Below are 21,957 nucleotides of genomic sequence, written 5' to 3' on the forward strand. Positions count from 1 at the left end.
GAATGTCTTCCCGTGCGCATCGCCCGGGCGGAGGGCATGTAACGCCTGCCCGGCCGCCGCGCACGGCCGGGGGGCGTCCTTCCCGGTGGGGGGGAACACGCTTCCCCCTCCCGTGAGGTCGCCTGCCCCGCCCTACGGTCCAGGTGGGGTCCGCTTGCGTTCAGGATTCGGACGGCGCCGCGGGCGCTGCGTCCGGCGTGGGCTCCGCGTCCGGCGTGGGCTCTGGAGCCAGCTCCAACGCCGTCGTGGACGACTCCTCCGCACCACCACCGGCCGCGCCCGCGGGCGTGATGCCCAACAGCCGCGTCAGCCGGGGCTGTACGCCCGTCTCCGCCAGCAGCGCCTGGAGCTGCAGCCGCGCGCGCCGGTTGTCCCGGTGGACGCGCCGCCCGAGGATGAGCTCGTTCTTCAACGAGTGCTCCCACCCGGTCAGCTCCGTCACCGTCACCTGGTAGCCGTACGCCTCCAGCGTCAGCGCGCGGATGACGTTCGTCAGGTGAGAGCCGAACTCGCGCCGGTGCCACGGGTGCTGGAAGAGCAGCGACATGGAGCCGGCCGGCTTCGCCTTCTTCTCCTTCAGCTGCGCGGCCACCTCCGCCTGGCAGCACGGCACCACCGCCACGTGGTCCGCGCCGTGCTTGATGGCCGCCACCAGCGCGTCGTCCGTGGCGGTGTCGCACGCGTGCAGCGCCATCAGCACGTGGATGCGCTCCGGGTACTCCGCCGCGTCGATGTGCGCCGTCTGGAAGCGCATCCGGTCGAAGTGCAGCCGCTCGGCGCGGCCCTTCGCGCGCTCCGTCAGGTCCGGCCGCCCTTCGATGGACAAGAGCTCACCGCCCGCCGCGTCCTTCAAGAACAGCTCGTAGACGACGAAGCCCAGGTACGCGTTGCCGCTGCCCGCGTCCACCACCAGCGGGTTCGTGTGGCGCGTCTGCACGTCCTCCATGGCGGGGCGAAGCAGGCCCACCAGGTGGTTGACCTGCTTGAGCTTGCGCAGCGCATCCGCGTTGAGGTTCCCCTCGCGCGTGAGCAGGTGCAGCTCACGCAGGAGCGCTTGGGACTGGTCCGGAAGCAGCTCCTTGCGGACCTGCGGCGCCTTGACGTTGCGTCTCAGACGGACACCACTTCGGTGACCTCCGGGATCATCTCCCGGAGCCGGCCCTCGATGCCCATCTTCAGCGTCGCCGTGGACGACGGGCAGCCCGCGCACGAACCCTTCATGTGCAGGTACACGATGCCGTCCTCGAAGCGGTCCAGCGTGATGTCACCGCCGTCCTGCGCCACGGCCGGGCGGATCTCCTCGTCCAGGATGAACTGGATGCGCTGCTCCACCGTGCCGTCCGCGGACACCGTCTGGCGCGCCGCCGCGACGGCCGCCTCGTCCACCACCGGCAGGCCTTCCGACAGGTGCGTGTCCAGCGTGGACATCACGGAGTCGTTGAGCTCGTCCCACTCGCCGGACTCGCCCTTCGTCACCGTGACGAAGTTCGTGCCCAGCATCACCGCCGTCACGCCCTGGATGTCCATGAGCCGCAGCGCCAGGGGCGACTTCGCCTGCGCTTCGTCCCGGTTGGTGAAGTTCACGGCGCCACCCCCCAGCAGCTTGCGGTCCACCACGTACTTCAGCGTGCTGGGGTTGGGGGTCCACTCGAGCTGGATGTTCACTGACATGCTGTTCTCCCTACGAAAGTCCGCTTCCTCTAAAGGGCGCCGGGCCCCATAGCAACCTGTCCGGCTGTCAGGCAAACGCCCCGCGCTGGCCATTCACTCCGGATGGAGCCCGACCCGTCACCGATGTAAGACATGGCCCCATGCCCTACCCGCCCCGCCTCGCCCACCTCGCCACCAAGGCCGTGGTGGTGGCCAAGCTGAGCCCCACCTACGCGGACGCCCACCGCGTGGACGCCGAAGAGGCCTCCCAGCGCCTCTCCACCGCCCTCTCCGGGCGCCTGCTGACCTCCCTTTTGGAGGCCACCTGGACGCAGATGCTCGGGGGCACGAAACGTCTCAAGGAAGAAGGCCTCCTGGAGAAGGTGGCCGCCACCCTGAGCGACCGGCCCCAGCGGCCGGGCAAGGTCGCCACCGTGACGGCCGGGTGGAGCGCCTTCCTCATCCTGGTGGACCTGGAGGTGGGCACCGCCAGCGACGCCGCCCGCCGGGTCATGGAGTCGGACGAGGGCCGCAAGCGCGCCGCCGCGGGGCTCATGGAGGTCGCCGGCTTCCTCGCCCAGGAGCTCACGCGCGGCAAATAGGGCGGCCCGCCGGTCGTGGCGGCAGCCGCCACCCGCCGTTATAGGCTGGCGCTCGCCACGTCCATGTCCGCCCCGCTCCCCACCACGCTGCGCCTGCTCACCTCCATCACCGACGTTCCCGCGTCGGCCTGGGACGCGCTCGTGGACCCGGGGTCGGTGCCGTTCCTGGAGTGGGGCTTCCTCGCCGCCCTGGAGGAGAGCGGCAGCGTGGTGCCCGAGCGCGGCTGGCACCCGCGCCACCTCACCCTCTGGCGGGGCTCACGCCTGGTCGCCGCCGCGCCCGCGTACTTGAAGAACGACAGCCACGGCGAGTTCGTCTTCGACGCCGCCTGGGCCACCACCGCCGAGCGCGCGGGCATCCGCTACTACCCCAAGCTCGTCCTGGGCGTGCCCTTCACGCCCGCCACCGGCCGCCGCGTGCTGGTGGCCCCCGGCGAGGACGCCCCGTCCCGCGAGGCGGAGCTGTACAGCGCCGCGCTGGAGTACGCGCGCGCGGAGGGGCTCTCCAGCGTCCACGTCCTCTTCCCCACCCCGGAGGAGCTGCCGGTGCTGGAGGCGCAGGGCTACGCGCTGCGCCTGGGCGTGCAGTACCTGTGGCGCAACGCGGGCTACCGGACGTTCGAGGACTTCCTCAGCCGCTTCCGCTCCAAGCGGCGGCACCAGATTCAGCGTGAGCGGCGGGAGATGGAGGACCAGGGCATCACCCTGCGCACGCTCCGGGGAGACGCGCTGGAGGAGGTGGACGCGGCCTGCGCCCACCAGCTCTACGTCTCCACGGTGGACCGCTATCCGTGGGGCGTGCGGTCGCTGACCGAGGACTTCTTCGCCCGCCTGCTCGCCAGCTTCAAGCACCGGTGCGAGTTCGTGGAGGCCCGGCGGGAAGGCCGCAGGGTGGCGGGCGCGTTCAACTTCACCGGGCCGAGCACGCTGTACGGCCGTTATTGGGGTGCGCTCGAGGAACATCCGTTCCTGCACTTCAACGTGTGCCTCTACCACCCGGTGGAGGACTGCATCGCCCGGGGCCGCGAGCGCTTCGAGCCCGGAGCAGGCGGCGAGCACAAGCTCACCCGGGGTTTCGAGCCGCACCTCACATACAGTGCGCATCTGTTCCTTCACCCCGGCCTGGACCGGGCAGTGCGCGGCTTCCTGGCGCACGAGCGGGCAGCCGTCGAGAGCGGCCTGCCGCTGTGGTGGGCGGAGACGGGTTTCAAGGAGCGGGTCTAAAGCGGTTTCAAGCAGGGCCCGCCAATGGTTCGCGAAGCGAAGGCAAGGGAGTCCGCAAGCCCATGGCTCAGAAGCACCAACACGATGACGGCCAGGTCGTCACGGAGGCCGTCCCCAAGCAGAAGCTGAAGAGGCCGACGCTCTACAAGGTCCTCCTGCACAACGACAACTACACCACGCGCGAGTTCGTCGTGGCCGTGCTCAAGGAGATCTTCCACAAGTCGGAGACGGATGCCGTGCAGATCATGATGCACGTTCATTACAACGGCATCGGTGTGGCGGGCGTTTATACCTACGACGTCGCCGAGACGAAGCTCAAGACAGTGGAGGCCGCGGCGAGGGACAACGGGTTCCCCCTGCGGCTGTCCATGGAACCCGAGGAAGGCTGAACCGTGGCAGGACCATCGATTGCCAAAGAATTGCAGGCCAGCTTCCGCACCGCGCTCGACGAGGCGCGGAAGATGCGTCACGAGTACCTGACCCTGGAGCACCTGCTCCTGGCCCTCACCCGTGAGTCGCGCACCCGCGAGGTGCTCAAGGGCTGCGGCGCGAACGTCAAGCGCCTGCAGGAGAACCTGACCTCCTTCCTGGAGGAGACGGTCGAGCGCCTGCCCGACGACGTGGACGCCGAGCCGCAGCAGACCATCGGCGTGGAGCGCGTGCTCCACCGCGCCGCCATGCACGCCCTGTCCGCCGAGCAGAAGTACATCGACGGGGGCGACGTGCTGGTCGCCATGTTCCGTGAAGAGGAGAGCCACGCGCTCTACCTGCTGCAGCAGGAGGGCGTCACCCGCCTGGACCTGCTCAACTTCATCTCCCACGGCACCACCAAGGACGGCGAGTCCGAGGGCGAAGCGCGCCCCACCCCCGCTGGTGACGACGAGGACGGCGAGTCCCAGAAGAAGAGCCCGCTGGAAGCGTACGCCGTGCAGCTCAACGTGGAGGCGAAGGCGGGCCGCATCGACCCGCTCATCGGCCGCGACAAGGAGCTGGAGCGCACCATCCAGGTGCTCTGCCGCCGCCGCAAGAACAACCCGCTCTACGTGGGTGAGGCCGGCGTGGGCAAGACGGCCATCGCTGAAGGCCTGGCGCTCCACATCACCGAAGGCCGCGTGCCGGAGGCGCTGAAGGACTCGGTCGTCTACTCGCTGGACATGGGCGCGCTGCTCGCGGGCACCAAGTTCCGCGGCCAGTTCGAGGAGCGCCTGAAGGGCGTGCTCAAGGCGCTCCAGGAGCTGCCGGACGCCATCCTCTTCATCGACGAGATCCACACCATCGTCGGCGCCGGGGCCACGAGCGGCGGGTCCATGGACGCGTCCAACCTGCTCAAGCCGGCGCTGGCTTCGGGCCGGCTGCGCTGCATTGGCTCCACGACGTTCCAGGAGTTCAAGGCGTCGTTTGAACGCGACCGCGCGCTGTCCCGCCGCTTCCAGAAGATTGAAGTGGACGAGCCCAGCGTGGAGGACACCGTCAAGGTGCTGGAGGGCCTGCGCAGCCGCTACGAAGAGCACCACCACGTGAAGTACGGCGAGGGTGCGCTCCAGGCGGCGGCGGAGCTGGCGGCCAAGCACATCAACGACCGGTTCCTGCCGGACAAGGCCATCGACGTCATCGACGAGGCCGGCGCCGCGGAGCGGCTCAAGCCGGAGGGCGTGCGCACGGGCGTCGTCTCCGCGCACGACGTGGAGCAGGTCGTCTCCAAGATGGCCAAGATTCCGGCCAAGAGCGTGTCCGCGAGCGAAGGCATCCAGATTCAGAACCTGGACAAGGAGCTCAAGGGCGTCATCTACGGGCAGGACAAGGCCATTGAAGAGATGGTGGGCGCCATCAAGCTGTCGCGCTCCGGCCTGCGCGCGCCGGAGAAGCCCATTGGCAGCTTCCTCTTCTCCGGCCCCACGGGCGTGGGCAAGACGGAGCTGGCGAAGCAGCTGGCGCAGAGCCTGGGCGTGGAGTTCCTCCGCTTCGACATGAGCGAGTACTCCGAGAAGCACACGGTGAGCCGCCTCATCGGCGCGCCTCCGGGCTACGTGGGCTTCGACCAGGGCGGCCTGCTCACGGACGCCGTGCGCAAGCACCCGTACGCGGTGCTGGTGCTGGATGAGATTGAGAAGGCCCACCCGGACCTCTTCAACATCCTGCTCCAGGTGATGGACCACGCGACGCTCACGGACAACAACGGCCGCAAGGCGGACTTCCGCAACATCATCCTCATCCTGACCACCAACGCGGGTGCGCAGGAGATGAGCACCAAGGCCATGGGCTTCGGTGACACCAGCGTGGTGGTGGACGGCTCGCGGGCGAAGAAGGCCATCGAGCGCACCTTCACGCCGGAGTTCCGCAACCGGCTGGACGGGTGGATTCTGTTCTCCGGCCTGCCCCCCGAGGTCATCCTCAAGGTCGTGGACAAGGAAGTGCGCCTGCTCCAGAAGGTGCTCGACGAGAAGAAGGTCAAGCTGGAGCTCACGCCCGCCGCCCGCGCGTGGCTGGCCGAGCACGGCTACGACCCCGCCTTCGGTGCGCGCCCCATGGCGCGGCTCGTGGACAACACCCTCAAGAAGCCGCTCGCGGAGGCGCTGCTGTTCGGCTCCCTCAAGAGCGGTGGCGTGGCCCGCTTCGACGTCGTGGACGACGCCGTGAAGCTCCAGGCGGAAGCCACCGAGGCCGTGCCGGCTTAAGGCGCCACGGAGTGAATCATCCGAGGCCCCGGGCCCCCTTCATGGGGACTCGGGGCCTTCGTGTTTCCTACTCCGGCTTGGACTCGACCTTGTACGCACCCACGGCGCTGGAGAGCTGCTCGGAGATGATTTGCAGCGTGGTGGCTGCTTCACCCGTGGACCCGATGCGGGCCACGGTGTCGTCCATCATCTTGGACAAATCATTCACCGCCAGGGTGATTTGATTGATGCCCACGTTCTGCTGATTCACCGCGGCGGCGATCTGCCGGACGGCGGCGGCGTTGTCCTGGACGATGGAGGACAGCTCGCGCAGGTTCTGCCCGCTGTCGCGCACCTGCGCCAGGCCCGCCTCCATCCGCTCCGCGCCGCGCTCCGTGATGCGCACCGCGGCGGTGACGGAGTTGGCGATGTCGTCCAGGAGCTCCCGCACCCGCGTGGTCGCCTGGATGGACTGGTCCGCCAGGGCGCGGATTTCGCGCGCCACCACGCTGAAGCCCTTGCCGTGCTCACCAGAGCGCACCGCTTCGATGGCCGCGTTGAGCGCGAGCATGTTGGACTGGTCCGCCAGGTCCTTCACCGTCTGGGTGATGCCGCCAATCTGGCGCGTGCGCTCACCCAGCTCCAGAATCTTCTCCGCGATCTCGCCCACCTGCGCGCGGATGTCGTTGAGGCCCGCCATCGTCTGCTCGATGGAGGCCTCGCCCGCCTTGGCCAGGGAGTCCGCGCGCTCGGCGACGCTGAGCACGCTCTCCGCCTTCTGCGCGGCCAGCGTGGACGTCTGCTTGATCTCCTGCGCCGTCACCTGCGTCTCCTGGAGCGCGGCGGCCTGGCGGGAGATGGTCTGCGCCTGCTCGGTGGAGGACGCGTTGAGGTGGTCCGTGGACTGGGTGAGCGCGGTGGCGGCGTGCTGGAGGTTGACCGTCACCTCGCGCAGCTTGCCCACCATCTGGGAGAAGGAGTTGGACAGCCGCCCCACCTCGTCGTTGCCGCGCGCCTGGATGGGGCGGGTGAGGTCGCCGGACGACACGATGTGGCCCGCCACGGACGTGAGCTCCGCCAGCGGCCGCACGATGCTCCGGCCGAACAGCGCCGCCAGCACCACGCCGCCCGTCACCAGCAGGAGCGCGAACGCCAGCATCTCCCAACGCAGCGCATCCACCCTCGCGTCGATGAACTCGCGCGCCATGCCCACGTGCACGGTGCCCAGCCGCCCCTTCTCCGCCACGGCCGCCGCGACATCCAGCGCGCGCAGCGCCTTGCCGCCGCGAAGGATGCGCACCTCCGGCACCACGCGCGTGCGGCCCTTGCCCACGCCGGGCTGCGCGTCGAGCGCGGCCTTCAGGTTCTCCGGGAAGGCGCCCTGGAACGAGTGCACCAGCACGAAGCCCGTGGGGTCCTGGATGAAGATGTAGGCCAGGTCCTCGCGCTCGCGGAACGTCTCCAGCAGCGGCTGGAGCGAGCCCATGCCCGCGGACACGCCCTGCTCCGCCGCGATGGCCAGGCTCAGCGCCACGGCCTCGCCCTCGCTGGCGTGGCGCTCCTCCAGGTTGGACTCCAGCTGGCGGGTGGCGATGAGGGTGAGCAGCAGCGCCACGGAGGCGCTGATGACGGCCGTGACGAGCACGAACTTCGGCGCGAGCCCGAGCCCGCGCAGGAAGGAGACAGGGTGCGCGGCGGAGGGCTTCAAGGGAACACTCCCGGGGTGGCGTCTTCAAGCGGCCGGCGGGCGGCCCTCCGACGCCAGGGACAACGCAGGCGACTGCGGTTCGTGGGTGGGAAACGGCTCACCGGGGCCCCCCCTCCGGGCCACGGGAAGGACGGAACGACGGACGCTGACAGCTCTGCAGGATGAGGTCCGCCACCAGCGCGAGCGGAGTGCCCCCATCCGTGGCCTTCAACTCCACGGCGGCGCGAGGCATGCCGTAGACGACGCTGGACGCCTCGTCCTGCGCCAGGGTGACGCCCCCGGCCTGACGGATGGCCAGCAGGCCCCGCGCGCCGTCCTCGCCCATGCCGGTGAGCACGGCGCCGCCGCTGCGCCGGCCGTACGCCATGGCCAGCGAGTTCAGGAGCACGTCCCCGTTGGGACACGGACCGCCGTGGCTGCGCTGCAGGCGGGCCAGCCCGATGCTGTCCACCAGCAGGTCATGGCCATCCAGCGGGAAGTACACGCGCCCCGGCTCCAGCCGCTCGCCGTCGCGCGCCACGCCCACCTGCAGCTCGCACACTTGGGACAGCCAGCGCACCATGCCCTGGGTGAAGCCCACGGTGATGTGCTGCGCGATAAGCATGGGCACCGGCAGGTCGCGGGGCAGCTTGGCCAGCACCTCCGCCAGCGCGGGCGGCCCACCGGTGGAAGCGACGACGCCGAACACGTCCACCCGCGCCCCGCTGGGCATGGGCGGCGGCGCCACGACGCGCGGACGGCGGGAGATGACGGGCACCTCCGCCATCAGGCACACGGAGTGGGCCAGGTCCCGGCCCCAGCGGCGCAGCTCCTCCGCGTTGGTGACGTTGGGCTTGCCGATGAGCTCCAGCGCTCCGGCGCTCATCGCCTGGAAGCCCAGGTCCACGCCGCGCTGCTCCGCCACCGCGCTCACCACCAGGATGCGCGCGGGGGCCTGGGACATGATGTGCCCGATGGCCGCCGGGCCATCCAGGCCGGGCAGCAGCAGGTCCATGGTGATGACGTCCGGGCGCAACAGGCGCGCCAGCTGCACGGCGCGGTTGCCGTCCCCCGCCCGGCCCACGACCTCGATGCGCGGCTCCTCCGTGAGCAGCGCGGTGAGGGTGTTGGCCATGGTGGGCGAGTCATCCACCACGAGCACGCGAATGGGCTTCTTCGAGCTCACGCGCGGCTCCCCCTGCGGCTCATCACGTCCAGCACCTCCGCGAGCAGGCGGCCCGCGGCGCACTCGCGCTTGCTGAGGAAGCCGTCCGCCCCGGATGCCAGGCCCCGCTCGCGCGCCACGGTGCTGTCGTGCGCGGAGACCAGGATGACGGGCAGCGTGCGTGTGTCCTTGCGATCGCGAAGCCGCGCGATGAGCTCAATGCCGTCCATCTCTTCCATGTCCAGGTCACAGATGACGACGTCGTAGGTGTCCGCCTGCAGCCGCTCCAGCGCCCGCGCCCCGCTGGCCGCCAGGTGCACCTGGAAGCCGCCGGCCTCCAGCATCGCCCGGTGCAGCGCGCGCGCGGTGAGCGAGTCATCCACCACCAGCGCCCGCCGGCTCACCGCGGACACCGTCACCTTCTCCGAATCCGACACCACCCAGTCCGGACGGAGGATGAGCAGCAGCTCACCCCGGCTGAGCGTCGCCGCGCCCTGCCAGGCCGCCACCTCGCGCACCTCCGACGGCAGCGGGCGGATGACCAGGTCCCGGTCCCCCACCACCGCGTCCACGCCCAGCGCCACGCGCTTGCCGCCGCTCTGCACGATGAGCAGCGGCTGGCCTTCCGCGGGCGGAGACGACGCGCGCAGCCCCAGCCGCGCGCCCAGGTCCACCACCGGCAACAGCTGCCCCTGGTGTTCCAGGTGCGTGCGGCGCTTGCCCACGCGCAGCATGTCCGGACGCGCCAACTGCGTGGACTCCACCGCCAGCATGGGCAGGCCCACGAACTGCTCCAGCGCGCGCACCATCAGCACCGGAGAGCTGCCCAGGTCCACCGGCAGGGTCAGCACGAAGCGCGTGCCCTGCCCGCGCGTGCTCGACACCTCGATGCGGCCCTGCAGCGACTCCACCGTGGCGCGCACCGCGTCCAGGCCCACGCCGCGCCCGGAGGTGTCCGTCACGTCCGAGCGCGTGCTGAAGCCCTCGCGGAAGATGAGCTCGCGCACCTGGTTGTCGTTGAGGCGCGCCACCTCCTCCGCGGTGACCAGCCCGCGCTTCTCCGCGGCCTTGCGCACCTGCGCCAGGTCGATGCCGCGCCCGTCGTCGCTCGCCTCCAGGTACAGGAGGTTTCCCTGCTGCTCCACGCGCAGAGTGAGCGCGCCCTCGTGGTGCTTGCCGGCCTTCTCGCGCTCGGCGGGCATCTCCAGGCCGTGGTCCACGGCGTTGCGCAGGATGTGCACGAGCGCGCCCTGGAGCTTCTCCAGCAGGCGCCGGTCCAGCGACACCTCCGCGCCCACCACCGACAGCCGCGCTTCCTTCCCCAGCTGGCGCGACAGGTCGCGCACCATGCGCTGCAGCGGGTCCAGGATGGTGCGCGTGGGGCGCGTGGTGATGGCCTTGAGGCCATCCTCCAGCGCGTCCACGACGTCGCTCGTCTCCTCGCCGTCGGTGCGCAGGGAGCGGCCCGTGCCGGACAACAGCGTGCGCGCCTCCGCGGTCTCCGCCAGCAGGCCCTGCTTCGCGAGCAGCGAGGACACCCGCTCCAATTCCCGGCTGCGCTCCTCCACCCGCAGGCGCACCTCGCGCAGGCGCTCCACCTCGCGCATCAGCGACGTCACCTGGTTCGCGCTCACGCGCCACCCGGCGTCGGAGGACTCCCCCACGGGCTCCGGTGACGACAGCGCTTCGGCCGGGACAGGCGGGGTGCTAGCCGCGGAGGGCGGGCCACCGGCCACGACAGGCTGCGCCTGAGCGAAGGCGCCCCCCGGCAGCACCGCGGCCTCCTCCGGGGGCGGCGCGGCGGAGACCAGCTGGGCCAGCGCGGCGGCGGGGTTCGGCAGGTCGTCCCCGCGCCCGTCCGCGTGCGCCTGGGCGCGCAGCATGAAGAGGTCCAGCCCGTGCAGCAGCACGTCCACCACCGGGCGCGGCATCTTCTGCGTGTGCGCCTTGAGCGGCGCCAGCGCGTCCTCCAGCTTGTGGGCGATGTCGCCCAGGTCCTGGAGCCCCAGCGACGCGGCGCTGCCCTTCAACGTGTGCAGGTGCCGGCCCAGCCGCGTGTAGATTTTCGCGAGCGCGTCGTTCTCCAGCCCCTCGCGCTCCAGCTCCAGCAGGTCCATGGTGACCTTCTGGATGACCTCCTGGGCCTCCACGGCGAAGCCCGCCACCAGCGGCTGCAGCATCGGATCAACGGGCATGTCGTACTCCCCCGTCGGACCGGCCGAACAGGCGCTTCGGGTCGATGAGGTGGATGAGCTGCCGGTCGTGGGTGAAGACCTCCACCACCGGGCCCTCCGCACGGGCGCGCGCGGCCTCCACGGACGCGAGCGGCAACGTCGTGGGACGCGGAATCGCCTCGCAGTCGAGCGCGCACAGCTCGCCGTCGCCCCGGTCCACCACCAGCAGCACGGCAGGATCCTGCCGCCACCCGTGGCCGCCCAAGAGCGACGCCAGGCTCAGCGCGGACAACACCTGCCCCTGGAAGCGCAGCACGCCAATCACAGCGGGCGCGGACAACGGCACCGGCGTCACCATGCGCAAGGGCAGCGCGGCGCGCAGTGACTCCAGCGGCAGCGCGTAGCGCTCCTCGCCCAGCGGGAACTCGGCGATCCAATGGACCGCCTCCTCCACCGTCGACTCGCCCTGCTCGCGCAGGCGCGCGGCCCGGCGCGCGAGCAGGTCCCGCGTCTCCGACTCCAGGGTTTCGTCCACCAGCGGCGTCGCCTTCATTCCAGCGCCCCCAGATTCAGGTAGGCGTCAGCGGACGCCAGATAGAAGCGCGCGGGCAGCGCCTCCGGTCCATCCACCAGCGTGTCCGGTGGCAACTGCCCCGCCCGCGTGCGCAACGCGCGCATCAGCGGGAAGGCCGCGTCCCGGGATCCCGCGCGCTCGCGCAGGAGCGCCAGTTCCAGGAGGCCCGGCAGGTAGTCCGGCGCCTGCTTCACGAGCAGCTCCAGCACCGCCGTCGCTCCGGCCACGTTGCCCTCTTCGATCCGCTCCAGCGCCTGCAGGTGCATCCGCGCGGGCGAGGGCGGCGGGGACGGCGGCGGCGCGGGCGACACCGGCATGGGCGCGGACAGCCGCCGGGGCGCGGGCGTCATGCGCGGCACGGGCACGGGCTGCGTCGTGGGCAATTGCGCGAAGGTGCGCTCCTCCGGGCGGGGCTTGCGGAAGGCCTGCAGCTCCGGAGGCCCCTCGCGCGTGAGCCCCGGCGGCGCGCGGTCCACCTCCACCGTGCCCAGGAACAGGAGGCCCCCCGGCACCAGCGCCCGCGCCAGGTGGACGATGGCCGCGTCGCGCGCGGACGGAGAGAAGTACGTGAGCACGTTGCGGCAGAGGATGAAGTCGAACTGCCCGAAGCGCTCCGGCAGCGGCGCCAGCAGGTTCGCCGGAGCGAAGCGCGTCACCTTCCGCACCTCCGGGAGGATGGACACCTGCCGCCCGTTGAGCAGCTCGTAGACGGGGTGCAGCGCGGGGGCGGACTCGCGCCGGGACCACGCGCCGTAGGTGCCGCGCCGCGCGGCCTCCAGGCTGGCCTCATGCAGGTCCGTGCCCACCACCTCCACCGGCATGCCCGCGGGCGCGCACGCCAGCAGGCACGCGGCCAGCGAATAGGTCTCCTCGCCGGTGGCGCACCCGGCGCTCCAGCCGCGCAGGTGCATGGCGCCGTGGCGCAGCGCGGTCGGAATGCCCTCCTGCGTGATGTAGCGGAAGTGCTCCGGCTGGCGGAAGAAGTACGTCTCCCCCACCAGGACCGCGCGCACCAGCGTGTAGGCCAGCGGCGAGCCCAGCTGCTGCAATTCGCTCAGGACCTCCGTGGGCACGCGCCCCCGGGCCAGCTCCGCCCGCAGCACGCGCTCCACCGCCTCCTGGGCGATGGCGTCGTCCCGGAAGCCGGTGGTATCCGCCACCACTTCCCGGGCACGGGCCAGAAGCCTCGGGTCGAGCCCCGCACTCATGCGCTCCGCTCTTCCTCCACCGGCGCGAGCAGCGCGGGCAGGTCACGCAAGAGTCCCCGCCCGATGAACACCTTCGGATCCAGGATGGGCAGCGCGCGGCCGCCCGTGCGCAGCATGCCCACGAGCCCTTCCTGCAACAGCCCGTGCTCGGCTCCGCCCACCTTCTCCCGCCGGTCGATGTCGCTCGCCTGGAACTCCTCCGGGTCCTTCACCGTGTCCACGGTGAGCGCCAGCGACACACCCTCCGTTTCGATGACCACCAGCATCCGCTCCGCGATGGACACCTTGTGCTGCACGCCCAGCCGCAGCGCCACGTCCAGCACGCACACCGCCTTGCCGCGCAGCTCCACGTACTCGCGCAGGTAGGACGGCCCCGTGGGCAACGGCCGCGTCAGCGGCTGCAGCAGGACCTCCTTCACGGAGTCCAGCGGCACGGCGAACTCGCGCTCGCCCACGTTGAGCCGCAGCAGCAGCAGGGCCCCGGAGCGCGAGCGCCGGCGCGCGTTCTCCAGCGCCTCGCCCACGCGCAGGAGCAGCTCGTCCGCGCGGAAGGGCTTGGCCAGGAACGCCTCCGCGCCGAAGCCCAGGCACGCCTCCGCGCGCTGCTTCTCCGAAGAGATGATGATGACCGGGATGTCCGCCGTGCCCACGTCCGCCTTCATCCGCTGGAGCACTTCGTCCCCGTCCATCTCCGGCATGGACAGGTCCAGCAGCACCGCCGCCGGGTGCAGCCGCCCCACCTTGTCCAGCGCCTCACGGCCATTGCTGGCCGTGTGGATGGTGTAGTGCCCGGAGAGGATGGCCCGCTCCAGCGCCAGGATGGCGTCGCTGTCATCCACCAGCAGCAGCGTCGGCAGGCTCACGGTCGTCAGCCCCCGCTCAGGAACTGACGCACCGTCTTGGTCAGCTCGTCGTGCGACACCGGTTTCTGGATGAAGGCGTTGGCCCCCGCCGCCGAACCGCGCTGGCGCAGGTCCTCTCCCTTCTCCGCAGTCAAGAGGATGACCGGCACCTTCTGCACCTGCGCCTGAGCGCTGGCGCGAACCTCCTTCACGAAGGTGATGCCATCCATGTTCGGCATGTTGATGTCGGCGATCACAACGCTCACCGGTACCAACCGCAACAGCTGTAGCGCGCGCTGCGCGTCCTCCGCCTCCACGATGCTGACCTTGAGGTTCATCAGGTAGATCTTGAGGATGTTGCGGACGGTCGGGCTGTCGTCCACCAGCAAGACGTTGGTGCTCACTGTGCCACGGCTCCTCGCGCAGGCTCCGCGGAGTGCGGGATGCGCCTGCGCTGCATGGGTGATCCTACCGTGAGCGCTCCGACGGGCGGAAGCGGGGGGCCCCCGTCCGCCGGGAAGCCTGGCAGGCGAATGTCTGGACTTTCCAGGAAGGTTGGATGGCCTCAGCCTTCCTTGGGCGTGGGGTTCGCGGGGACCCCTTCTGGCGGTGCTTCCACCGTCTCCACCGGGGGTGCGCCTACCGCGTGATAGCCACCGTCGACGTGAATCATCTCTCCAGTGGTGGAGGAGAGCCAATCGGACAGAAGTGCACAGGCCGTCTTCGCCACGTGGTCGTGGCTGTCCTTGTCGCTCCAGCCCAGCGGCGCCTGCTTGCCCCAGTACTGCGCCAGCGCCTTGAAGCCCGGGATGCCCTTGGCCGCCACGGTGGCGAGCGGCCCCGCGGCGAGCGCGTTCACCCGGATGCCCTTGGGCCCCAGGTCGCGCGCCAGGTAGCGCACCGTGGACTCCATGGCCGCCTTGCACACACCCATCCAGTCATAGATGGGCCACGCCTGCCGGTTGTCGAAGTCCAGCGCCACGATGGAGCCGCCCTGCGTCATCAGCGGCGCGCACGCCACCGCCAGCTCCTTCACGGAGAAGGTGGAGATGCGGAACGCGGTCTGCGCGCTCTCCCACGGCGTGTTGAGGAAGTTGCCGCCCAGCGCGTCCTCGGGCGCGTACGCGATGGCGTGCAGCACGCCGTCCACGCGGCCCCATTTCTGCCGCAGCGCCTCCGTCAGCGCCGGAAAGTGCGCCGGGTTCGTCACGTCCAGCTCCAGCACCTCCGTGCCGGGCTTGAGCCGCTTCGCGCTGCGCTCGGTGAGGGACTTCGCCCGGCCAAAGCCGGTGAGGATGACCTCCGCACCCTGCGCGATCGCGTGCTCCGCGACACCAAAGGCCAGCGACTGCGGGGTGAGCACGCCGGTGATGAGCAGCTTCTTGCCCTGAAGGAGCATGTCGGTACGTTCTCGGAAAGAAGTGAGTGGAAAGAGGGGGCGAGTGCTTACCACTCCTGAACCGCCGTAGGGGCCCCCGGCCCCCGTGTCCCTTTTGCCTCGGATGTACGTCTGTTCAGCATGCCGGGGAGCCTGGCGTCTCTTTTGAGCTCCTCCCAGCTGGGGGAATCCGGTGCTCGGTGAAGCTGGGCTCACGCGGGGCATGATTCCTTCTGCTCCTTGAGTGAAGACAGGCAGCCGGGCATGACGCGGTTCAACAAACCTGGGCGAAAACCCCCAAACGCGGCGCCCATCCAGTAAAAGACCCCCCGCCATGGCGAATTTCCAGGACAGCTTCCTCTCTGGTGCCAACATCGACTTCATCGAGGGGCTCTATGCCCGCTTCCTCGATGACCCCGGCAGCGTGGACGCAAGCTGGCGCGAGGTGTTCGAGCGCAACAACGGCACGGGCCGCCCCATCTTCAACACGAAGCTGCTGGAGGCTCCGACACCCGCCGCACCGGAGGGCAAGGGCAAGGGCAAGGCGAACGTCGCCGCCGCCGCGCAGGCCGCCGCCGCGCCGCAGGCTTTGGTCGCTCCGGCGCAGGACATCGGGCTGCAGTCGAAGGTGGATCAGGCCATCACCGCCTTCCGCCTGCGCGGCCACCTGCGCGCGCACCTGGATCCGCTGCAGCGCCCGCGCCCGCAGCTGGGCCACGTGGCGGACGTGGCGCTGATGGATGAGAACCACTTCGCGCCGAAGGAGCTGGAGCAGGCGGTGGAGTGCAACAACGTCTTCCCGCAGCAGCGCGTGCGCCTCTCGGAGCTCGTCACGCGCCTGCGCCGCACGTACTCCGGCCCCATCGGCGTGGAGTTCATGCAGATGCTCGACAGCGAGCGTCGCCGCTGGCTCATGCAGCGCATGGAGCACAGCGAGAACCGCACGCCGTTCTCCGTGGACGAGCAGCGGCACATCCTCACCAAGCTGTCGTACGCGGAGGGCTTCGAGCATTTCCTGCACACGAAGTACGTGGGCGCCAAGCGCTTCAGCCTGGACGGCGGCGAGTCGCTCATCCCCATGCTGGACGCGATGCTGGAGGTGGGCAGCGGCATGGGCCTGAAGGAGCTGGTCATCGGCATGGCCCACCGCGGCCGCCTCAACGTGCTGACCAACATCCTGGGCAAGAAGCCGGATCAGATCTTCAGCGAGTTCGACGGCCCCAAGGACCCCAAGGCGTACCTGGGCCGCGGCGACGTGAAGTACCACATGGGTTTTTCGTCGGACCACGCCACGCGCTCCGGCAAGCACGTGCACCTGTCGCTGGCGTTCAACCCCAGCCACCTGGAGTGCGTGGGCCCCGTGGTGGAGGGCCGCGTGCGCGCCAAGCAGGACCGCGGCGGGGACACCGAGCGCACCGGCGTGGTGCCGCTGCTCATCCACGGCGACGCGGCCTTCATCGGCCAGGGCATCACGTCGGAGACGCTCAACTTCTCCGGACTCAAGGGCTACACCACGGGCGGGACGATCCACATCGTCATCAACAACCAGGTGGGCTTCACCACCGACCCGTCGGACTCGCGCACCAGCATCTACTCCACCGCCATCGCGCAGATGCTGGACATCCCGGTGTTCCACGTGAACGGGGATGACCCGGAGGCGTGCGTCCACGCGGCGCGGCTGGCGGCCGAGTACCGCCAGACGTTCAAGAGCGACGTGGTCATCGACCTCATCTGCTACCGCCGCTACGGCCACAACGAAGGCGACGACCCGTCCTTCACCCAGCCGGCGATGTACGACCTCATCCGCAAGCACCCGCCGGTGCGCGCGCTGTACGCGAAGACGCTGGCGGAAGGCGGCCGCATCACCACGGAGGAGTCGGACGCGCTCAAGCAGCGCTGCTTCCAGGACTTCGACGCGGCGCTCACCCGCGCCCGCCAGGAGAGCCAGTTCAAGGAGCCCAACGCGCTGGAGGGCCTGTGGAAGACCTACAAGGGCGGCCTCTTGAAGAACGCGCCCCAGGTGTCCACGGCGGTGGCCAAGCCCACCCTGCGTGACGCGCTCCTGAAGCTGGCCACGGCGCCGGAGGGCTTCAACGTGCACCGCGACGTGGAGCGCACGGTGCTCAAGAAGCGCCAGGGCATGCTGGAGAGCGAGGAGCTCCAGTGGAGCGAGGGCGAGTCGCTGGCGTACGCGACGCTCCTGGCGGAGGGCTACGGCATCCGCCTGTCCGGCCAGGACAGCGAGCGCGGCACCTTCAGCCACCGCCACGCGGTGCTGCACGACACGCAGACGGGCGAGGAGTTCACGCCCCTGCGCCAGTTCGCCACCGGCAAGGCGACCTTCAACGTCTGGAACAGCCCGCTGTCGGAGATGGGCGTGCTGGGCTTCGACTACGGCTACAGCCTGGACGTGCCGGACGGCCTCACCCTGTGGGAGGCCCAGTTCGGTGACTTCGCCAACGGCGCGCAGATCATCATCGACCAGTTCATCGCCGCGGCGGAGAGCAAGTGGCGCCGGCTCTCCGGCATCACGCTGCTCTTGCCGCACGGCTACGAAGGCCAGGGCCCGGAGCACTCCAGCGCGCGCCTGGAGCGCTTCCTGGACCTGTGCGCCGAGGACAACCTCCAGGTCTGCTACCCCACCACGCCCGCGCAGATCTTCCACCTGCTGCGCCGCCAGGTGCTGCGCCCGGTGCGCAAGCCGCTGGTCATCATGTCGCCCAAGAGCCTCCTGCGCCGTCCGGAGGCGACCAGCCGCATGGACGACCTGGCCACGGGCGCGTTCCAGGAAGTGATTCCGGACGCGAAGGCGAACGCCGCGAAGGTGAAGCGGCTGCTGCTGTGCAGCGGCAAGGTCTACTACGACCTGGCCAAGGCCCGGGACGAGCGCAAGGACGACTCCATCGCCATCGTGCGGGTGGAGCAGCTCTACCCGTTCCCGCAGGACGAGCTGTCGAACCTGGTGGCGAAGCTGCCGGCGCTCCAGGAGCTGTACTGGGTGCAGGAGGAGCCGCGCAACGCGGGCGGCTGGCACTTCATGTTCCCCCGCCTGCACGACCTCCTTTCCGGCCGTTCGCAGCAGCAGACGGTGAAGCTGGGCTACATCGGGCGCGCTGAAGCCGCCAGCCCCGCAACCGGTTTCACGAAGACGCACGATTACGAGCAGCAGCTCATCATCGAAGAAGCCATCCTCCGAGGACCCCAGAATGGCCGTTGAACTGAAAGTCCCTCCGCTCGGCGAATCCATCACCGAGGCCGTCGTCGGCAAGTGGAACAAGAAGCAGGGTGAGTCTGTCACCGCGGACGAGCCGCTCGTCGTGCTGGAGACCGACAAGGTCACCATCGACGTGCCGGCTCCCGCCGCGGGCAGCGTCGCGTCCATCGCCTTCAAGGAGGGCGACAAGGTCCGCGTGGGTGACGTGCTGGGCACCATCGAAGCGGGTGCCGGCGCCGCCGCCGCCTCTCCCGCCGTGGCCGCCGCCACGCCCGCGCCCGCCCAGGCCGCGGCGCCGGTGGCCGCCGCCGCGGCTGCGGCCGGCAGCGACACGCGCATCACCCCCACCGCCAAGAAGATGGCGGAGGAGAACCGGGTGGACGTGGGCCAGCTGAAGGGCTCCGGCACCGGTGGCCGCATCATGAAGGAGGACGTGCAGGGTCAGCTGAACCGCCCGTCCGCGCCCCCGGCCCCCGCCGCGCCGTCCGGTCCCCGCCCCAACGCCGCGCGCGAGGAGCGCGTGCGCATGACGCCGCTGCGCAAGCGCGTGGCCGAGCGCCTGCTCCAGGCGCAGTCCAACGCCGCCCTGCTCACCACCTTCAACGAGGTGGACATGGGCGAGGTGATGGCGCTCCGCAAGAAGTACAACGACAAGTTCCAGGCGAAGCACGGGGTGAAGCTCGGGTTCATGAGCTTCTTCATCCGCGCGTCCGTGGAGGCCCTCAAGGCGTTCCCGCAGATCAACGCGGAGATCGACGGCGAGGACGTCATCTTCAAGCACTACTACGACATCGGCGTGGCCGTGAGCGGCAGCCGTGGCCTGGTGGTGCCGGTGGTGCGCGACGCGGACAAGATGTCGCTCGCGGACCTGGAGAAGACGGTCGGTGACTACGGCGGCCGTGCGCGCAACGACAAGCTCACGATGGCGGACCTCACGGGCGGCACGTTCACCATCACCAACGGCGGCATCTTCGGCTCCATGCTGTCCACGCCCATCCTGAACCCGCCGCAGACGGGCATCCTGGGCATGCACAACATCGTGGAGCGCCCCGTGGCCCGCGACGGCCAGGTGGTCATCCGGCCCATCATGTACATCGCCCTCACGTACGACCACCGCCTGGTGGACGGCCGGGAAGCGGTGCAGTTCCTCGTGCGCGTGAAGGAGTGCATCGAGGACCCCGAGCGCCTGCTGCTCGACATCTGACTTACTCCCCCGCACATGACACTGCGGGGGCTCAAGTCGGGCAATCCCGGAGGGCCGGCTGGACTTCCAGTCGGCCCTTTCACTACAAATAGCTCTGTCTCCCGGTCGTCGGGCAGAACGGGCGGCCTTCCCCACGGCTGCCCTGCAAACGCAAGGAAGCGCAATGGCAACTGGTACCGTGAAGTGGTTCAACGACGCGAAGGGCTTCGGCTTCATCACCCAGGACGGCGGGGGCGAGGACGTGTTCTGCCACCACACCGCCATCAACATGGATGGGTTCCGCACCCTGGCCGAGGGCCAGAAGGTGGAGTTCGAAGTCACCAAGGGCCCGAAGGGCCTGCAGGCGCAGAACGTCCGCGCGGCGTGAAGTGACGCGTCTCAGCCATTCCTCACGGACTGGTTGAAGCAACAGAGGCCCGGTCCCCCTGAGGGAACCGGGCCTCTGCCTTTTCAGGGCATCGTGCCGCTTGCGGCCTACTTCTTCAGGTTCTGCTCGAAGTGGGCGATGACGCGCTCGTACTGGCGCTCGGTGATGAGCGGATCCGGGACCATGTGCGTGAGGCCGGACAGGGGCAGCAGCTGGTGCGGCTTGCCCGCGCGGAACAGCGCGTCCGACAGCTTCAGCGTGTGGAAGAAGTACACGTTGTCATCCGCGGTGCCGTGGATGAGCAGCAGCGCGCCAATGGGGCTGTCCTTCTTCGCGTACGTCAGCAGGCTGCTGACCTCGTAGGACTGGGGGGTCTGCTCAGGCAGGCCCAGGTAGCGCTCGGTGTAGTGCGTGTCGTAGTCGCGCCAGTCCACCACCGGGGCGCCGGACACCGCGGCCTTGAAGAAGTCCGGGCGCTTCAGCGCGGCGAGCGCCGCCATGTAGCCACCGAAGCTCCAGCCGGTGATGCCCACGCGGCTCAGGTCCATCTCCGGGACCTCCTTCGCCAGCGCCTGCACCGCCTCAATCTGATCATCCAGGGTGATGGTGGCGAAGTCGTTCTTCACCGCGCGGTTCCACTCGGAGGTGCGCAGCGGCGTGCCGCGGCCGTCCACCTTCACCACCAGGAAGCCGTGGTCCGCGAACCACTGGCTGAGCAGGTGCGCGGCCATGGACTGGTGCACCACGGTGACGGTGGGCCCCGCGTAGACCTCCACGATGACGGGCAGCTTCTGGCCGGGCTTGAAGTCGCGCGGCTTCACCAGCGAGGTCCAGAACTTCTTCGGGCCCACCTGGCGGATCTCGAAGTTCGGCGTGAAGGACGGCTCCTGCGCCACCTCCGGCAGCTCGCCCAGCTTCGTGCCGTCGCCCTTGAGCACCACCGTGCGCGGCATGCTCTTGGGGCCCTGCGTGTTGAGGACGACCAGTCCGCCGTTCTTGGACACGAGCCCGCCCTCCACCGCCGGGCCGCTGGTGCCCGTGGCCACCTGCTCCGGAGCGCCGCCGGGCTTCACGCGCCACAGGTGGCTCTGCGTGGGGTTCGGGTCGCCGGTGAAGAAGAGCGTCTTGTCCGCCTGCACGAAGCGCGACAGGTTGCGGTAGCCCGCGTCCGGCTTCACCACGGAGCGGTCCAGCTCACCGCTCGCCTTGCGCAGCTCCACCTCCGGGCCGCCGTTGCGCTCGGTGTACCAGAGGAAGCCGGAGCCATCCTCCAGCCACAGCGGGTAGTCCTGGGCAAGCTCCACCCAGGCGTTGTCCTTCTCCGTGAGGAGCACACGCGTCTTGCCCGTGGCGGGGTCCACCGCCAGCACCTGCTCCTCCGTCTGGAGGCGGTTCTGCACGACGAGGGTGAGCGGCCCGCCCTTGTCCCACTTCACCGTGGCCAGGTACGGGTACTTCTGCGCGTCCCACTGCGCCCACACCGTCTTGCCGCCGGTGACGGGCGTGACGCCCAGGCGCACCTTCGCGTTGGCCTTGCCGGGACGGGGGTACGGGAAGATCTCCCCGCCCTTCTCCGGGTGCATCACGTCCACGATGGTGAGCTTCTCCACGTCGGACGTGTCGGACTCCGTGTAGGCGATGGACTTCGAGTCCGGGCTCCACCAGTAGCCGGAGAAGCGGCTCATCTCCTCCTGCGCCACGAACTCCGCCAGGCCGTGCGTCTTCTGCGCCGTCCCGCCCTGCGTGACGCGCTTCTCCTGGTTGGCGGCCAGGTCCACCCGGTACACATCGTGCTCGCGCACGTACGCCACCTGCTTGCCGTCAGGCGACAGGCGCGGGTCGATGACGCCGGGGCCCGTCTTCAGCTCCGTGGACTTCCCTGTCGCGCGGTCCACCACGTAGAGCCGGCCGGAGAGGGGCACCAGCAGCTGGGTGCCGTCCTCGGAGAGGCTGTAGGAGGTGAAGCCCCGGGCGCTCACGCGCATGCGCTCGCGGCGGGCCTTCTCCTCGGGGG

General features: G+C 70.0%; 18 protein-coding genes. 7 read left to right on the plus strand and 11 right to left on the minus strand.

Going from position 1 to position 21,957, the window contains the following annotated elements; all coding sequences use genetic code 11:
* Positions 1-160 precede the first annotated feature (160 nt).
* Together D7X30_RS35515 and D7X30_RS35520 are read right to left on the minus strand one after the other, a co-directional pair.
* Positions 161-946 (minus strand): SAM-dependent methyltransferase, encoded by a 786-nt coding sequence (locus D7X30_RS35515; RefSeq protein WP_370051977.1) that lies wholly within the window; start codon positions 944-946, stop codon positions 161-163.
* Positions 947-1,110: 164 nt separating this feature from the next.
* Entirely contained in the window at positions 1,111-1,671 is a 561-nt protein-coding gene (locus D7X30_RS35520; RefSeq protein WP_120567408.1) for a NifU family protein, read from the minus strand.
* A gap of 140 nt (positions 1,672-1,811) precedes the next feature.
* Here D7X30_RS35520 and D7X30_RS35525 point away from each other — a divergent pair, with 140 nt between their 5' ends.
* The 4 genes from D7X30_RS35525 to clpA all read left to right on the plus strand — a co-directional run bounded on the left by D7X30_RS35525 (position 1,812) and on the right by clpA (position 6,151).
* On the plus strand, positions 1,812-2,252 hold the full coding sequence (locus tag D7X30_RS35525) for a hypothetical protein (protein WP_120567409.1): 441 nt from the start codon (positions 1,812-1,814) through the stop codon (positions 2,250-2,252).
* Positions 2,253-2,315: 63 nt separating this feature from the next.
* Positions 2,316-3,476, plus strand: a complete 1,161-nt coding sequence (locus D7X30_RS35530) for a GNAT family N-acetyltransferase (RefSeq protein ID WP_120567473.1) — start codon at positions 2,316-2,318, stop codon at positions 3,474-3,476.
* 62 nt (positions 3,477-3,538) lie between these two features.
* On the plus strand, positions 3,539-3,865 hold the full coding sequence (locus D7X30_RS35535) for an ATP-dependent Clp protease adaptor ClpS (protein WP_014399347.1): 327 nt from the start codon (positions 3,539-3,541) through the stop codon (positions 3,863-3,865).
* A gap of 3 nt (positions 3,866-3,868) precedes the next feature.
* Entirely contained in the window at positions 3,869-6,151 is a 2,283-nt protein-coding gene (gene clpA / locus D7X30_RS35540) for an ATP-dependent Clp protease ATP-binding subunit ClpA (RefSeq protein ID WP_120567410.1), read from the plus strand.
* A 67-nt stretch (positions 6,152-6,218) separates the two neighbouring features.
* Here the strand turns inward: clpA and D7X30_RS35545 are convergent, their stop codons facing one another.
* The 8 genes from D7X30_RS35545 to fabI form a co-directional block, all read right to left on the minus strand.
* Positions 6,219-7,838, minus strand: a complete 1,620-nt coding sequence (locus D7X30_RS35545; RefSeq protein ID WP_120567411.1) for a methyl-accepting chemotaxis protein — start codon at positions 7,836-7,838, stop codon at positions 6,219-6,221.
* Between the two features lie 97 nt (positions 7,839-7,935).
* Positions 7,936-9,003 (minus strand): chemotaxis protein CheB, encoded by a 1,068-nt coding sequence (locus tag D7X30_RS35550; protein WP_120567412.1) that lies wholly within the window; start codon positions 9,001-9,003, stop codon positions 7,936-7,938.
* Positions 9,000-11,177, minus strand: coding sequence for a hybrid sensor histidine kinase/response regulator (locus D7X30_RS35555; RefSeq protein ID WP_120567413.1), 2,178 nt, complete (start codon positions 11,175-11,177; stop codon positions 9,000-9,002). The genes D7X30_RS35550 and D7X30_RS35555 overlap by 4 nt, the downstream gene beginning before the upstream one ends.
* Positions 11,167-11,709, minus strand: coding sequence for a chemotaxis protein CheW (locus D7X30_RS35560; protein WP_120567414.1), 543 nt, complete (start codon positions 11,707-11,709; stop codon positions 11,167-11,169). The genes D7X30_RS35555 and D7X30_RS35560 overlap by 11 nt, the downstream gene beginning before the upstream one ends.
* Positions 11,706-12,938, minus strand: a complete 1,233-nt coding sequence (locus D7X30_RS35565) for a protein-glutamate O-methyltransferase CheR (RefSeq protein WP_120567415.1) — start codon at positions 12,936-12,938, stop codon at positions 11,706-11,708. Before D7X30_RS35565 ends, D7X30_RS35560 begins: the two co-directional genes overlap by 4 nt.
* A complete protein-coding gene (locus tag D7X30_RS35570; RefSeq protein WP_120567416.1) occupies positions 12,935-13,801 on the minus strand; it encodes a response regulator in 867 nt (288 codons plus the stop codon). The genes D7X30_RS35565 and D7X30_RS35570 overlap by 4 nt, the downstream gene beginning before the upstream one ends.
* 5 nt (positions 13,802-13,806) lie before the next feature.
* Entirely contained in the window at positions 13,807-14,184 is a 378-nt protein-coding gene (locus tag D7X30_RS35575) for a response regulator (protein WP_120567417.1), read from the minus strand.
* A gap of 161 nt (positions 14,185-14,345) precedes the next feature.
* Positions 14,346-15,179, minus strand: a complete 834-nt coding sequence (gene fabI, locus D7X30_RS35580) for an enoyl-ACP reductase FabI (RefSeq protein WP_120567418.1) — start codon at positions 15,177-15,179, stop codon at positions 14,346-14,348.
* Positions 15,180-15,492: 313 nt separating this feature from the next.
* On the opposite strand from fabI, the gene D7X30_RS35585 reads away from it, so the two are divergent.
* The 3 genes from D7X30_RS35585 (at position 15,493) to D7X30_RS35595 (ending at position 19,943) form a co-directional block, all read left to right on the plus strand.
* Positions 15,493-18,375 carry a 2-oxoglutarate dehydrogenase E1 component gene (locus tag D7X30_RS35585; protein WP_120567419.1) on the plus strand — a complete coding sequence of 961 codons (2,883 nt, stop codon included), beginning with the start codon at positions 15,493-15,495 and terminating at the stop codon, positions 18,373-18,375.
* Complete coding sequence (odhB, locus tag D7X30_RS35590) at positions 18,365-19,576, plus strand: 2-oxoglutarate dehydrogenase complex dihydrolipoyllysine-residue succinyltransferase (RefSeq protein ID WP_120567420.1); 1,212 nt, start codon at positions 18,365-18,367, stop codon at positions 19,574-19,576. The genes D7X30_RS35585 and odhB overlap by 11 nt, the downstream gene beginning before the upstream one ends.
* A 163-nt stretch (positions 19,577-19,739) precedes the next feature.
* Complete coding sequence (locus D7X30_RS35595; RefSeq protein ID WP_014397260.1) at positions 19,740-19,943, plus strand: cold-shock protein; 204 nt, start codon at positions 19,740-19,742, stop codon at positions 19,941-19,943.
* A 107-nt stretch (positions 19,944-20,050) separates the two neighbouring features.
* Here D7X30_RS35595 and D7X30_RS35600 read toward each other — a convergent pair.
* The coding region (locus D7X30_RS35600; protein ID WP_147443400.1) for a S9 family peptidase at positions 20,051-21,957 on the minus strand (1,907 nt) is incomplete at its 5' end.

It is taken from the genome of Corallococcus sp. AB011P, assembly GCF_003611605.1.
GTDB lineage: Bacteria > Myxococcota > Myxococcia > Myxococcales > Myxococcaceae > Corallococcus > Corallococcus coralloides.